Genomic DNA, 15,276 nt, shown 5'->3' on the forward strand with positions numbered 1-15,276 from the left:
TAAGGTTCCCCTGAGAAAGATCTTAAAAAAAAGTGAACGAATTTAATCAAAACGAATCTGAACAACAGCCAAACAGGCTGCTGAGGCTGTCTCGCTTCCGGGTATTCTGCACTATTTATTCTAAATTAGAAAAATGAAATCAGAATAACCCCAAAAACAACCTGTTAAGCAACCAGTTTAATCCGTACAATATGCCAAATTCTAGCGTTCAAACAAATGTATCAATGAAAAAGTTATTACTGACTTCTCTCCTACTATTCTCTGTATCTGCTCAAGCGGAAAAAGGCCATATTGCAGACGATGCAATGGTCTACGTGCATAACGGCCCGAGTAATGAGTATCGAATCATTACCCGCATTAAAAGTGGCTCCGCTGTTACTATCCTAAAACGGGACCCTAAAACTAAATACGCGCAGATCCGTATGCCTCAAGGCCGTATCGGTTGGGTAGAACCTTCTGCGATTGATTCTGGCGATAGCATGTCAGTACGCTTGCCTAAGCTTCAAAGCAGCTTAGAGAAAAGCCAAACAACCGTGACAGAGCAAGCTCAGCAGATCGAATCCCTACAGCAAGAATCTGCAGCATTAAAAAGAGACAATCAGACACTCAATGCTGAAGTCCAAGAGCTTAAGGCCTCTATAAAAGATCTAAACTTTAAGATCGAATCAAGCGATGAGAGCAATCTAATGCGCTGGTTTACACACGGCGGTCTAGTAGCGCTAGGTGGAGTATTCCTCGGTTTGATCCTTCCTTACTTCCCTAAACGTAAAAAGCGTAAGGATGAGTGGTTCTAACCACTTCAGCTTAAACACACAAAAAACCGGAGTTTGAACTCCGGTTTTTTTATTGTGTAAAAAGGACCTTAATCAATAAAAAAATCTAAATTTATCGTTCATTCCCCTTGACATTAATTACAGGCCTGTAACTTTACACGCAATAGATGATTAGCCACTCAAAAACCAGTTTTTGCAATCAAATCAGCCTAAAAGCCCTTTAAAATCAGATAGATAAACCAATGGTTAATTTTTAACCAATTCGTTAATCGCAAGGTTTTATCGACCTTTAACGAAGTTAGATATGAGTTGTTTACAAGGTTATCCACAAAGATTGGGGACAAACCTTGAAAGCCCCGATTTCACGCCTTTTAAGCTAAATTTGTGCGGCGCAAAATAGTATTCACAACACATATTAACGATCTTAAAGTCCTACAAAAAACCATACCTTTGCTTATATAGCTCTCATCAAAATGTTCCATAAAAAGAACCAATCGCTTAGATAAAGAGATCCAATTGGGATCATTCAGCCGCCTCTGTTTCAATTACCACATCACTTAAACGGAGGAAGACAGATGAAACGTATTACTATTTTTGGTCGTGAAGGTTGTGGTTTTTGTTCCCGCGCAAAACAGATTTGTGAAATTAAACAGCTTGATTACCGTTATATCGATATACACCAGGAAGGCATCAGCAAAGTAGATCTAGAGCAAACAGTGGGTAAACCTGTGACTACCGTGCCTCAAGTTTTCTGCGGCCAAGAACATATTGGTGGTTTCACTGAGCTAGAAGCATATTTAAACGCACAGGGGGTTTAAATTACTCCCTGATGCCCATATAACTGTTTAGATAGCAGGCTAGGACTAAAATTTTTTCCATATTAGCCGCTACATAATGATAAGCCTGTTTATTGAGTTATACTGCTAGACAGTTGTACTGGTCTTTCACCAGTTAGGAGTGAGTTATGATGACATTTGCTACATTGGTTGCCATCGCAGCAGGCGTAGTTTTCTTGTATTCCTTAGGAAACAACACGCCACGTGTACAACCTATTCGTATTGAGAATGAGCAACACCCACAGCATCCAGCGCGTCGTCGCCGTTAATCCATTACCGCTGTGATATAGATAAGAGCCTGAGTTAGGTACAACACCTGATCAGGCTTTATTTTTATCTACCATCCCATAACCTCACAGCTAAGCCACCAGACCTTTCCGTTTTCCGCTCTGTAGAAGCAAACAAAGCCGTCTTAGTCGCATATAGATGCAAGGTTTTACGTGCCCGGGTAATCCCCGTATACACAAGCTCTCGCGTCAACAAAGGGCTGTCATCCGGCGGTAAAATAAACGCTACCGTATCAAACTCAGAGCCTTGGCTTTTATGTACAGTCATCGCAAAAACAGTTTGATGTTCAGGCAAGCGACTCGGTAGCACACTACGTAGCTCGCCATCCAATTCAAACCACACTTTTAGTTTTCCGCTATCATCGGCAAGTACAATACCGATATCACCATTAAACAATTTCAGTGCAGGATCATTGCGGGTGATCATAATCGGTCTACCAGCAAACCAAGTATCAGAGCCTTTGATATAGCCCCTGCTGCGCAGTTCTTGTTGAATACGCTCATTCAGACCGGCAACGCCATATACACCTTCACGACGCGCGCACAGCAGCTGAAATTCACCTAAACGATCCAATAAGTATTTTGGTGAAGCCTCAGGATTAACATGACTAAACAGTTCACTGTAAAAAGAAACAACCAGATTGATCATCTCTTCGTAACTGTCACGAGACAAGTAATGATTATTGAGATCTTCAAATCCCTTAGCCATCACCCGCTTAACATGGTCAACATTACCCGAGTTAACCGCTTTCGCCATATAGCCGATGCCACTTTTATCATCAAAGCGATAGCTTTTACGTAGAAGCGCCAAACAATCAGAAAAAGATTGAGCCAAGCCGGATGTTTGAGCCTGAGGAAATGCACCTAACTGGGTTAATACCTGTTGTTGATTAGCACTGTAATCCAATTCTCCCGGCCAACTACAGATATCTCCTAAAACATTTCCGGCTTCTACCGACGCAAGCTGGTCTCTATCCCCAAGCAATATTAGTCGTGCGTGATCAGGCAGCGCATCCAAAAGACGCGCCATCATAGGTAGATCAACCATCGAAGCCTCATCCAACACCAACAGGTCTAAGTGCAACGGGTTATCCCCGTAGTGACGAAAACCTATCTGATTCGGAATAACACCCAATAAACGATGAAGTGTGCTGGCTTCCGAAGGCACGAGATCAGCAAGCTCGGCAGGTAATGCTAATTTCAGTTTTGCCGAGTTAATCGATTCAGCTAGACGCGCTGCGGCCTTACCCGTAGGGGCAGCTAAGCGGATATTGATATCTAAGCCCTTAGCCTGCATCTGTTGAATATACAGAACCAACAGTTTAATAACCGTTGTGGTTTTACCTGTACCCGGACCACCGCTAATTACCGAGAAACGTTTCTGAATCGCGACCGCTGCCGCTACCTTCTGCCAGTCGATCTCTTCGTTTTGTTTTGGGAAAAGTTGCGTAAGATGATCGCCCAGCAAAGGTAGATCCACATCAACAGGCACAGTACGTTTGCTCAACTGCTTAGCGACTTGGATCTCATATTGCCAGTATCGATGCAGATAGAAACGCCCCTGATCTAGAACCAGTAGCGCACTTTCTAGAGATTCATTAGTCCCCAACATCAACAGACGAGTATCAGGTTTTAGCGTTTTCCAATCAACAGATTCGACAAGAGACACTATCTCTTCAGACCAATAGCCTGTTGGTGAGATCAACCTCTCTAAAGGCAGACACACGTTACCCGAGGCCAACTCAAAGCTAACCAAAGCGGCAAGCAGCGGTAATGCTGAATCATCAGGTTTTTGTTCAGCCACGAACGCTGCAAGTTGATAATCGACTGAACGGATGATCCCTTCTTGCGACCATTGTTTCAGATGGGGTAGATATGTATCAGACATCAACCACCTCCCCGGCAAACATCAGATCCATCTTTTCAATCAATTCAATATCCGGTTTATCATGGAACACCCCATTAGTGCTTTCACCGCCCATGCCACGGAGGAACAAGTAATAAACGCCCCCGAAATGCCGCTCATAATCGTAATCTGGAATACGTTGCTTCAGTAACCGATGCACCGCGAGGGTGTAGAGTAGATATTGCAGATCGTAGCGATGATCAATCATCGATTCTTGTATTGCCTCTTGGGTGTAACAGGAAGACTCATAACCTAGGTGGTTAGATTTGTAATCCAAGACAAAGTACTTCTCGCCATCTCGGAAGAGCAGATCAATAAAACCTTTTAACAGCCCTCTTAAAGGCTCAAAAGCAAGCGGTTTAGCCTTAGCCGCTAGAGGATCGTAACGACGAATCAAGGATTCTAAACGACCTACCGTGATGTGTTCTGCACTCAGCATAAACTCCATCTCCACCAGCCTGTCTTCATCGTTGATCTGGTTTAAACGCAGCCCTTGTCCGTTTAAGTCAGTTGCCAGAACATCTTCTATCAGCTTTTCGATCACAAGCTGCCAACGCTCTTCGTAGCCTGCTACCTGTAGCTGATCTTTAAGCTGAGTGCGGTACTCATCCGATTCCAACATAACCTGCTGATAACGCGCGAAGCTGATCTCTTCAAAGACGCTATGCAGGAAGGTGCCGGCATTGGCGCCTCTTGGGAAGGTAAAGATATTATCTTCGTCAGGTATAACTTCTTCGACCTGTTCCTGCCCTTCCGCAGCAACTTCCAGATCCAACCCTGGAAGTTCAGGTATATGACTAGCCTGATGTTTACTCAGCGCAGAGTAACTACTGACACGCCAATCGCGATCAATTTTACGCTCAAAATTACGTGCTTCTAGATGCGCCGCTTGCTCTTCCTCAACCGCAAATAGATCTTTCTGAGAGCCATAATTTGGCGGCGCTAAGACTTGGATAGCAGTATGCTGCTCAAGTGCCTGTAAGGCTTCATCCAACTCAATACCAGATTGCAGAAGAAGATGCCCCAAGGCGCTATCGATCAAGCGGGACTTTTTACTATTACCGATCTTGATATGACTGATACCGATATAGCAGCTATAAACCGCGCGGGTTAGAGCCACATATAGTAGACGTAGCTCCTCAGCCAGTCGTTCTTTATCCGCTTCTTCCAACGCTTCCGGTTCAGCTTTAAGGTCTAAAACAGCTTCGCCTGATTCATCATGATAAAAAGCACTTTTCTGCTCTTTAAAACGGCAAGCAAAAGGCAAGAATACCACTGGATATTCCAAGCCCTTAGATTTATGCACGGTTACAATAGTTACCAGATTTCGCTCGCTTTCTAAGCGTAAAACCTGCTCATCACCACCGCCAGAAGGCTGTGAAATCTGCTCGTTAAACCAACGAATCAATCCAGCTATACCTTCTCTTTCAGCGCTCGCTTGTTGCAATAGCTCTGCCAGATGCAGCATGTTGGTTAAACGACGCTCTCCGGATACCTGTTCAAGCGTGATCGCAGCTAGATTACGTTGATGAATCAGTCGGTTTAACATGGGCAACACACCTAAGCGCAACCATATTTCACGATAATCACTAAATTCAGTGATCACCTTCTCCCAACCTAATTCATCATGATTTAGTCGATCAAGATCATGCATATCGAGCTGCATAAACTCTGTTGCTAAAGCAGCTTTCAGCGCTCGATCATTCAGCGGATTTTCAATTGCCGTTAACAGCAAAGAGAGTTCGATTGCTTCTTGAGATTTAAAAACAGAATCTTTGTTACTCAGATAAACACAAGGGTGCTCATAGACAGCCAATGCTCTACGAATTTCTTCTGCTTCAAAACGATCTCTTACCAGCACTGCGATATCTGAGCCTTGTAATTTTCGATCTCCTATCAGCGTATCACCAGACAATAAGCGGTCTATTTCTGAAGCTGTAGCTTGAGCATAAGTCGCTAAGTATTGCGCATTATTTAGCGGCTCATCACTTTCTTGATGCCATAAGGTTAAAGCGGGAGGTTCGACGTTTTGAATCTTTAAGCGCTTACCACCCTTATCTGCTGCTTTAACGGGGATAAATGGAATATCCTCATCATAGATAAAAGCAGAATCAGCCGATTGGAAAAGATGGTTTACCCCTTCAACCATCGGCGTGGTCGAACGCCAGTTAGTCTCTAAGGTAAAGGTCTGCGGTACTTGGCGACGGGCCTGAATATAAGTAAAGATGTCGGCGCCACGGAAGGCATAGATCGCCTGTTTCGGGTCGCCAATCATGATCAAGGCATGTCGATTTACATCTTTGTACAGCGTTGAAAAGATGCCGTACTGCAGTGGGTCTGTATCTTGGAACTCATCAATCATTGCGACCGGAAACTGTTCACAAATAGCACCGGCCAAGCTTTCACCACTGTTGCTGTACAAGGCTTGATGAAGGTCGATCAGCAAGTCATCAAAGGTTTGCACCTGATACTGCTTTTTAGCTCGGGCTAAACGCTGTCGAACCTCTTTCAATGCACGACTTAGCAGTATCTCTTTAACCGGAACCGCTCCCTCTAACAAGGTTTCTAACTGCTCAAACAAATGATGCTGAGGGTATTCTGCACCTTCTGGCGTTTTCTCCCGCAATACCGATGAGGTGAATTTCTGCAGTGTTGTAACTAGCTTTTTATTCGGCTCCAGTTGTTCTGATGCCGCATAATCATCGATCTGGGCAATCCATTTCGGTAGATTTGCCTTGGTATAACTGCGCTTGTTTACCCCTGAGCTTTGAACCAGCGCAACCAGATCATCTTCATTCTGTAGCCATGCTTGCTTGAACTCATTCAGCGCTTCTAACCTTGCCTCATAAGCCCCAGCCAGATCTTGATCAGACAAGTCTGGCGTTACCCGAACACTGCGGCTTAGCAAACCGCGTATTTCCATCATCAGTGATTCAGGACTCGACCAATACTGCATCACTAGGCTACTTAGTGGGCCTGATAGTGGATAGATGGTATTACGCCAAAAATCGATCGCCGCGCTTCGAATCAGGCTTTGATCGTCTTGGGTCAGCTCACTCTCAAATAACGAACCGCTTTCAAACGCATGCTGTTTAAGCATCCGTTGACAGAAACCATGGATGGTAAAGATTGCAGCTTCATCCATCTGCCGAATCGCTTGTTCGAGCAGTTTGATCGCCTGTTCATGATCTGCTGTATTTTGTTTTAGCTGATCTAAAAACGGATCACTGACATCTGGTAACAGAAAAGCATTTCGCGCATCGACGATTCGACTGCGGATACGATCTCGCAGCTCCTCCGTCGCGGCCTCGGTAAAGGTCACAACCAAGATCTGATCAGGCCCTAATGGTTTATCACTGATATCCCCTTGGCCTAGTAGTAATCGCAGATACAAAGCGGTAATCGTGTAGGTCTTACCGGTACCAGCACTGGCTTCTATGAGCTGCTGTCCTATAAGAGGAAAAGTAAACGGCTCTAGCGGAAGTACACTAGTCATCTTTCCCCTCCTCTACATAGGCTAGCAGGGGCTCGTAAACTGCTTCTGCCAAAGGAATAAACTGCTCGGTGTATTGATTAAAATCGGGGAATGCCCGACGCACATAAGGGTCGTCTAGAACCCCGATGATGAAACTGTCTCCGTAGAAACGTTTTTCTAAGCTTTGCAAAGCCTTATCAGGATCTTTAGCTCGTTGCGCAAAATAATCATGAGCCAATGAAGCATCAAAAGCTTGCGGCATCATCATCCCTTGCTGATAGAACAACACCAGCTCAGTTAACAAACGACGCGCTTCTGTAGATTCAACTTGGCGATAGAACGCCTTACCAGACAAACCGCGGTACACCGTGTTTTTACGCACGCCCAGCGCACACAGAACTAAGTGCTCAACCCAGGTAGATAAGCGATCCCGCGCATTGACTTGCGCTGGTCTATAACGCAACAAATGATCCGGATAGCAATGGTCAATCCAGCCTTGCAAACGTACACCATCGAGGTCCAAATTCACTTCAACTCGTTCAGGAGTACCTTCACAGAGAGGCCGGATCTTCTCAGCAAGCTCTTCACAGTCATGACGTATTTTCTGCAGTGTTAACTCACCCGCCTGAGCCACCGGAAGAATACCCTCAGCTAATACCGTTTGATCCAATTGATCTAGCGACTGCTCTGCCAACGCCGTATCCAGATAACGCTGTTTAATAAGATAAGATTCCAGGTTATCCAACGCGAACGGTTCTTCGTCCTGTGCTTCGATCTCGCCCTGACTGAAATACACTTTCAACCGCTGATTAAAGAAACTGCGGCACGGGCTCTTCAAAAAGCGAATAAGATCGGAGAGTTCTAATTCGGAAAGAGTCTCGTTTTCCAACGGCTGATTTATAAATTTCAGTAGAGGCTTAGTATCGGCCCCAGCAGCTGGCAACCATTGAGCGGCATAACTAAACAACTGCGAGTGCTCAGCAAAGTACTGTGGGCTGAAAGCGACTAACGGGTGCTGCTGGATCAACGACTGTCGCAGTTTTTGCCCACTATCGGTATATGGCAGGCAGGCATCGGCAGCATAGGTATAACCTTGTTCGATGTAATCGAGTAACTCACTAACCAAGACCGAAGGTATTTTAGGGTTGTTATCGCGAATAGAGCGTCCGACAAAACTAATATAAAGCTGCTCCTGTGCTGATAGCATCGCTTCCAAGAAGAGATAACGGTCATCATCTCTACGGGAACGATCGCCTCTGCGCGGATAATCGGTCATCAAATCAAAACCAACCGGAGGGATACTCCGCGGGTACGCTCCATCATTCATGCCAAGCAGACAAACCACCTTAAACGGGATCGAACGCATCGGCATCAAGGTACAGAAGTTAACCGCACCAATCATAAAGCGTTGGGATGAGCGCTGTTGGTTCATCCCGTTCAACAGATAATCGGTAATCACTAAAGAGGATAACGGCTGATTAAATTCAGCATCTGATAGCTGTTCTTGCAGATTTTGTAGCGTCTGGCGAATTGAGTTCAAAGCGATCTCATCTTGCTCATCGGCAAGATAAAACGCTTCCAACAATTGGTTAATGACCGCAACCCATTCATCTAAACAGAGCGACTGGCCGAAGTAGGTTTTCGCTTCTTCCAACAGATCAATAAAATCAGCAAGCTTACCGAGTAGCTCAGCTTCTAGCCCCTCCACTTCAGTGTATGGCGAGATCTCTTGCCAATACGCCGTTTGTTCGCCTAATGCATAACCCGCGAGCATACGGCGCAAACCAAAGCGCCAACTATTTTGCTCAAATAGTGGCAGTTCCCAGACACTTCGTTGTTCAGCATCCAGTCCCCAGCGAATATTGACTTGATCAACCCAATAACGAAGACGTAGGAAGCTATCATCATCCAAACCAAATCGACGCAAGATCGCAGGTACTTCCAGTAACTCTAATACATCAGATACGGTAAAACGGCTGCTATTTAGCTTGAGCACTTTCTCAAAGCTAAGTAACAAAGGGTTTTCCTGACGATTACTTCGATCCGATATAGAAAATGGTATGTAGCGCTCAGAAGGTGCATTAGAGAACACCGCCTCGATATAAGGCGCGTAAGCTGCCACATCCGGCATCATCACAATAATATCGCGAGGTTTTAACTCAGGGTTTTCCTCAAATTTGGCTAACAGCTGATCGTGTAAAACCTCAACTTCACGCAGCGGGCTATGACAGCTATGCAACACTATCGAGCGGTCTAGCTCATCAACGCTATGCTTTGTTTCACTATGACTTGGATCTTCAGGGAATGAGGTCGGATTATCTAAATCCAAAATATCCTGCTGAATGCTGTTCAGCAAACAGTGCCTTTCCGGTTCAGCAAAAGCATCGATCTCTTCAACCGCGTTATCTTGCAACTGATAGATATAATCACGGCCCAGTTTACCCATAGACGCCAAAAGCGGGTTACCTTGGGCGTACTCGCTCATCTCTAGTTCGGGTTTGCCAAACCAGCGACGATTAACCCTCGCAATCTGAGCAGCATCTAAAATGTCCCCCCAGTAGTAGCGACAAGGGTTCATAATCATCAGGTGCACATCAACTTGCTCACCTAAGGCTTGTAGCGCTTGGATATAATTTTGCGGCAGCGCTGATATACCAAAGACAAACAGACGTGGCGGTAACTGTTTCAGGTTAGAGCGTTGACGAAGCAGCTTTACAAAATCGCCAAACATATTGGCCCTATGCCAATGAGATTGCTCTAAAGACAGGGTGTAATCGGTCAATGCTCGCCATAGGACTGGCTGCCAGCTGTGACGGGCAGCGGCCAAATTTCCGCCTTGCTCCCAATCAGCAATCCAATCGGGACGATAAACCAAATATTGGTCGAAGATATCAGCAATTTTGTTGCACAACTGATAGAGGCGGTAATCCTCTTCATCGTCTGCCAAATAGGTTTGTAGCGGGTGGAACTCAGGTTCAATCAGCAGATCTGGTAACACCAACATCAACTTCCAAGCCATGGCTTCCTTGGTAAAGGCAGAACGCTCCGGCACATCATCCAAAACGTTGGAAAAGCTCTTCCACAAAAACGACGCAGGTAGAGGAAAATCGATTGATGCCGCAATCCCAGATGCCTGTGCTAACTCAAGTTTGAGCCACTGCGCCATACCTGGGCTTTGCACCAAAATTTGCTCAGAGATAAAGGGGTCCGCGATCGGGTCGCGTCGAATTAATTCAACTAAGAGATCCTTAAGGACCAATATCGAGTTGGAGTGATAAACCTGAAACATCCGTGCCCTGATGCAGTAAAAATTGCTCACCAACGAGGGTTGGTAAATAGAGCTATCTACTTTACTGAACTGGACTTTTAATGTCAGTTACTAATTATTGTGGGACTCAGAGATTAACGTGAATAAACAGAGTAATAGAAGAACCATCAGCGTCGCTTCGAGAAGAGCCGTCAGCCGCTGGTTTGAGGATTATCTTCTTCAGCTGGTGCAGGTAGACTTCCAAAGCCTTCTTCCTCGGACCAATAGTCTCGGCCCTGCTCTACACGAACAACCCCTTTAAAGCGTTGTTTCAAATAGTCGACCGCTTCTGGCAACGTGTCCAAATTACACAAAATTACGCCACCACGATCATTATCTGTAGAAAAAAGAAAACTCTTCATACTGCCTCCAAGTTACGGAGGCAGATGATTACATAGAGAAGCGGTTGTGAAAAGCTAAACTGTGACAATACAGTTTTTACCCTGCTCTTTTGCTTTATAAAGCGCATTATCTGCACGTTGCATCAAGCTCTGTACACTATCACCCACAGTGTAAGCGGTAACGCCCGTACTAACACTACAACGAATGGTCTCACCATCCGGTAAGATGAACTGATAGTTCTGCAAACTTTCACGCACCCTTTCTGCCACGGTTTCAGCGCCTTCAACATCAGTCGAAGGCAATAAGATCGCAAACTCCTCACCACCATATCTATAGCCACTATCTAAGGTACGTAGAGAAGAACGAACCAAAGCACCAAAGGTTTCGAGCACTTTATCGCCCATCAAGTGACCATGGGTGTCATTGAGTTTTTTAAAATCATCCAGATCGAAAAAGCACAATGTAAAACCATGATGGTAGCGGCGGGCCGTTTCCAGCGCTTTTTCTAGCTGATCATAAAAATGACGGGAATTATGAAGGCCGGTCAAGCTGTCTGTGATACTCAGCTCTTTGTATATCCGTTCTCGCTCTAGCAGCTCAAACTCTGCTTTTTTACGCGCACTGATATTTTGGAAGGTCTCGATCGCACCGATCAGCTCACCGTTGGAATCGACAATGCTGGACGCTGTGAACTGCAACCACTCACCATCGACACCACAATCAGGGAAGAAATCTTCAGCCTCAAAAGCACCTTCGATCAACTCAGAACGCTGACACTTATTCATATAGTAATGCTTAACGTCTTCATCCTTACCACCTTCAAGGATCAAGTCAGCCAAACATGGGCGTGCAGAGGAATAAAATGGCCTCCACTGATCTTTCGTACCGATCATATCCTCTCGACTTAGGCCACTAATAGCCTCAAGAGCGGAGTTCCAATAAATCACGGTATGATCTTTATCGAGTACAAAGGTTGGTAGGACAATGCGATCAAACACTTGAATAAGCATGGATTGATCTGTCATATCAACGATTGCCATGGGCGGGATACCTACTTGAGGAACTACTTTTTCCTTCATAAATCTTACTGCGCCTAACCATCTTACTAATACAAACAGCTAAAGGTATTACCAATAAATTTATTGGTAATACCACTACTCTATATCCTTAAGTAATTTAAATATAGTCAACAATTTGATTTTATGAAGGAATATTAAAAAACAAATTAAAACAAGAAGCTGGATCAATAACAGGAAAGTTCGTTAGGTATAATTTGAGGAATAAATTATAAAAAAACTACTCAATTCGTTCCCAAAAATTGACGGGCTCACACTGTTCTAATAGCTTCCCTTGCTTGAAACATAAGGTATTACCCGGATTTATAGAAATAGAATCGTCACCTAATAAAGACTGCGAAGCGACAATAACACCGGTCACAAGGTCATCTGAAGACAGCTCCAAATCGACCCCATAATTCAAACAAAGTTCTCTAAATGAAAAGCTCTGGTAAGCCAAAGGTTCTAGATCAGTTTCGTTACCGGAATACGCAAAAAGAAACTCGCCATCCCAATGAATGAAGTGATGGCCGCTCAATCGGTTTAAGCGTCCGGCATAATCAGCCACTAAGGCTAATTTCATCTCAGCGTCCGGTCGCCCCTCGCTCCAGAGCTTGCGCATCCGCTCCTGCAACAAGCTAAACGCTCGTTCTTGAGGGCTACAGCTTAATGGCCACTGATCCCCTACCGGAAAGCGCTCACCATCTTCGATGCCGGGTAACTCCCCTACTTGGGAAAACAAACAGGCTAAACCACGCTGCGCCCTTGAATAAGGCTGTATCTCTACTGCCTCAAGAGGCAATTCAGGATAAAAGGCAGCAGACCATACTTCAGTTTCTTCGGGATTTTCAGCAAGGTACTCTGCAAGCCCCAACGCCCTGTTATTATCCATCGCAGTGAATCGCTGTAAGTTAGATTCACATACAGTAGTGACACCTAAAGCCTGTATTTCAGGGAGATTGGTCAATCTCACTTTAACCGGCGATGAGGTCACGATAGATAAAAATTGCGGCGACTTCATAATCCTTCCTTAGGTTGCAGCCACAGCCTCAGAATGAGAGCGGCCTATATAGAAAATAACTGCTACTGCCCAAAGGATCAAAGGTAAAACAATCCAATTCATTGCTTGCCAGCCCAATACAGCTTCCATCCAGCCAGCAGACATCGCCGATATAGTCACCATACTAAACACCAAAAACTCATTCGCCGCTTGAGATTTAGCTTTCTCTGAAGGTCTATAAGTTGTGGTAACCAGTTGAGTTGCGCCGATAAACATAAAGTTCCAGCCAATTCCTAAACACACCAATGCCGTCCAAAAATGCCATTCAGATACACCCATCAAGTTAATGCCGATGCAGGCCAACATAAATACAGCGCCGGCATACATAACAGGATTAAGGCCAAATCGTGCGATCAAACTGCCGGTAAAGAACGAAGGTACAAACATACCTAACACGTGCCACTCGATAACATGAGCCGCTTGAGCAAAGGTAAAACCACAACGAGCCATCGCCAAAGGCGTTGCTGTCATCAGTAGGTTCATCACCACATAACCCACCATTGCAACAACAACGGCGACGATAAAGGTGGGTTGCCTAACAATCGTTAACAACGGACGTGCCTTATCAGTTTCTTCAGCAGCCACTTCTTTGGGAATATGAGTAAAAAACAGTAAACACAGAGCAATGACGTAAAGACCTAATAATCCAACAAAAGCACCAGCGAACTCTGCCTCTCCTAATAGGTCCTGACTGTAGATAGCCAACTGCGGCCCAATAATGGCAGCCACAACACCACCAGCCATGACTAAGGAGATAGCTTTACTTTTTGACTGATCATCGCAGACTTCGACTGCTGCAAAACGGTACAAAGTACCAAAGCCAATACCTATCCCTAAAAGGAACGTACCAAACGAGAAAAGAAAGAACTGCTCTCCTTGCAGGGCAAGAATACACAATGCCGCACCCAATATGCCGATCGAATTCCCTAAGTAGAATCCATTTTTGCGGCCTATACGGCGCATGATCAGAGAGGCAGGAATGGTTGCTAGCATCAATCCAATAAACTGGGTCGCTACCGGAAAGGTCGTCATAGAAGGGCTTGCCGCTAGATTTTGACCGATCAAAGCCACTACCGAGACTAACAGTATATTTCCGGTCGTTAATAAGGCTTGGCAACCGGAGAGCAAGAAAACATTCAGATTCATGAATTAATATCCTTTGATGCTTGATCACAAGTTACAGAACCAAACCGATCCCGATACTCACTTGGGTTAATACCTAAACGACGCATAAAAACTCTACGAAGGTTATCAGCGGATACTAAACCACTCTGTTCCGCTACCCGTTGTAGATTCAATGCACCGCTTTCTAATAACTGCCGAGCCAAACTTAAGCGACTATTTTCGATATAAGTGGCTGGCGATTGCTCAAACTCACTTTTAAACAGACGAAACAGATGCCGCTCACTGACACAACAATGCTCGGCCAATATCGCGAGATTAAGCTCTGCATTTAGATGCTGCTCAATATAAGCAACTGCCTTGGCAACAGGCCCTGTGGTTTTTAACTGAGCTTCTAACTGAGTGCTAAATTGAGCCTGACCACCGGGGCGCTTCATAAACACCACCAGTTCTCGCGCAACCGCCATCGCAATCTCATGACCTAAGTCCTCCTCGACAAGGGCTAAGGCCAGATCAATACCAGAAGTCACACCTGCGGAGGTATACAAGTCACCCTGTTTAATCCAGATCGCATCGGAGTTAACCCGTGTATCAGGGAACTCTTCGGCCAATAGATCACAACACTGCCAGTGAGATACGGCTTCTTTATCCGCCAACAAACCTGCTTCTGCCAAGAGGAAAGCACCGCTGCAGACAGAGCCAATACGTCGAACAGTTTTAGCCTGCTCCTGTATCCAGTTAATCAGATCTTTATTTTGCCGCTGTAGATCTACTCCTCGCCCACCGGCAAACAATAGCGTATCTATATCCGTAGCATCGAAATAGCACTGATCAGGAACCAAGCGCATCCCAGAATTGGTCACTATAGGCTCTTGAGATAACCCAAGAATTTTAATCTGATAGAAATCTTGCCCTAATGCCCGATTAGCCGATGCAAATACCTGCAATGGCCCGGTGACATCTAGAATTTGGCAATCAGCGTAGCCAAGAACGGCGATTGTTTTCACGTAATACTCCCACGGCGATTAAACCTGAGCTTTTAACCTGTGATAGCAGTATTACGCGAAACCAAAATGTCATCAATGACACATATCCGACAATTTCGGACATGCA

11 protein-coding genes are annotated in these 15,276 nt (G+C 45.1%); 3 read left to right on the forward strand and 8 right to left on the reverse strand.

The annotated features are described in order from the left end of the window. Positions 1 to 224: 224 nt before the first annotated feature. The 3 genes from ACMXYV_RS11385 (at position 225) to ACMXYV_RS11395 (ending at position 1,878) form a co-directional block, all read left to right on the forward strand. Complete coding sequence (locus tag ACMXYV_RS11385) at positions 225 to 794, forward strand: TIGR04211 family SH3 domain-containing protein (protein WP_415888613.1); 570 nt, start codon at positions 225 to 227, stop codon at positions 792 to 794. A gap of 554 nt (positions 795 to 1,348) precedes the next feature. Further along, entirely contained in the window at positions 1,349 to 1,591 is a 243-nt protein-coding gene (locus ACMXYV_RS11390; RefSeq protein ID WP_415888614.1) for a GrxA family glutaredoxin, read from the forward strand. A gap of 146 nt (positions 1,592 to 1,737) precedes the next feature. Next, complete coding sequence (locus ACMXYV_RS11395; RefSeq protein WP_415885180.1) at positions 1,738 to 1,878, forward strand: hypothetical protein; 141 nt, start codon at positions 1,738 to 1,740, stop codon at positions 1,876 to 1,878. Positions 1,879 to 1,942: 64 nt separating this feature from the next. On the opposite strand, the gene recD is transcribed toward ACMXYV_RS11395, so the two are convergent. From recD to ACMXYV_RS11435, 8 genes are all read right to left on the reverse strand, one after another. Continuing rightward, positions 1,943 to 3,784, reverse strand: a complete 1,842-nt coding sequence (recD, locus tag ACMXYV_RS11400; RefSeq protein WP_415888615.1) for an exodeoxyribonuclease V subunit alpha — start codon at positions 3,782 to 3,784, stop codon at positions 1,943 to 1,945. Next, positions 3,777 to 7,298 carry an exodeoxyribonuclease V subunit beta gene (gene recB, locus ACMXYV_RS11405; protein ID WP_415888616.1) on the reverse strand — a complete coding sequence of 1,174 codons (3,522 nt, stop codon included), beginning with the start codon at positions 7,296 to 7,298 and terminating at the stop codon, positions 3,777 to 3,779. Before recB ends, recD begins: the two co-directional genes overlap by 8 nt. Next, positions 7,291 to 10,566 (reverse strand): exodeoxyribonuclease V subunit gamma, encoded by a 3,276-nt coding sequence (gene recC, locus ACMXYV_RS11410; protein ID WP_415888617.1) that lies wholly within the window; start codon positions 10,564 to 10,566, stop codon positions 7,291 to 7,293. The genes recB and recC overlap by 8 nt, the downstream gene beginning before the upstream one ends. Positions 10,567 to 10,736: 170 nt before the next feature. Next, entirely contained in the window at positions 10,737 to 10,946 is a 210-nt protein-coding gene (locus tag ACMXYV_RS11415) for a hypothetical protein (RefSeq protein WP_415888618.1), read from the reverse strand. A gap of 54 nt (positions 10,947 to 11,000) precedes the next feature. Then, a complete protein-coding gene (locus ACMXYV_RS11420) occupies positions 11,001 to 12,005 on the reverse strand; it encodes a diguanylate cyclase (protein WP_415888619.1) in 1,005 nt (334 codons plus the stop codon). Between the two features lie 217 nt (positions 12,006 to 12,222). Further along, complete coding sequence (locus ACMXYV_RS11425; protein ID WP_415888620.1) at positions 12,223 to 13,002, reverse strand: class II glutamine amidotransferase; 780 nt, start codon at positions 13,000 to 13,002, stop codon at positions 12,223 to 12,225. 9 nt (positions 13,003 to 13,011) lie between these two features. Continuing rightward, complete coding sequence (locus ACMXYV_RS11430; protein WP_415888621.1) at positions 13,012 to 14,187, reverse strand: MFS transporter; 1,176 nt, start codon at positions 14,185 to 14,187, stop codon at positions 13,012 to 13,014. After that, positions 14,184 to 15,170 (reverse strand): GlxA family transcriptional regulator, encoded by a 987-nt coding sequence (locus ACMXYV_RS11435; RefSeq protein ID WP_415888622.1) that lies wholly within the window; start codon positions 15,168 to 15,170, stop codon positions 14,184 to 14,186. Before ACMXYV_RS11435 ends, ACMXYV_RS11430 begins: the two co-directional genes overlap by 4 nt. Between the last annotated feature and the right edge of the window lie 106 nt (positions 15,171 to 15,276).

Origin of the sequence: Neptuniibacter sp. SY11_33, assembly GCF_047778025.1 — a bacterium.
Lineage (GTDB): Bacteria > Pseudomonadota > Gammaproteobacteria > Pseudomonadales > Balneatricaceae > Neptuniibacter.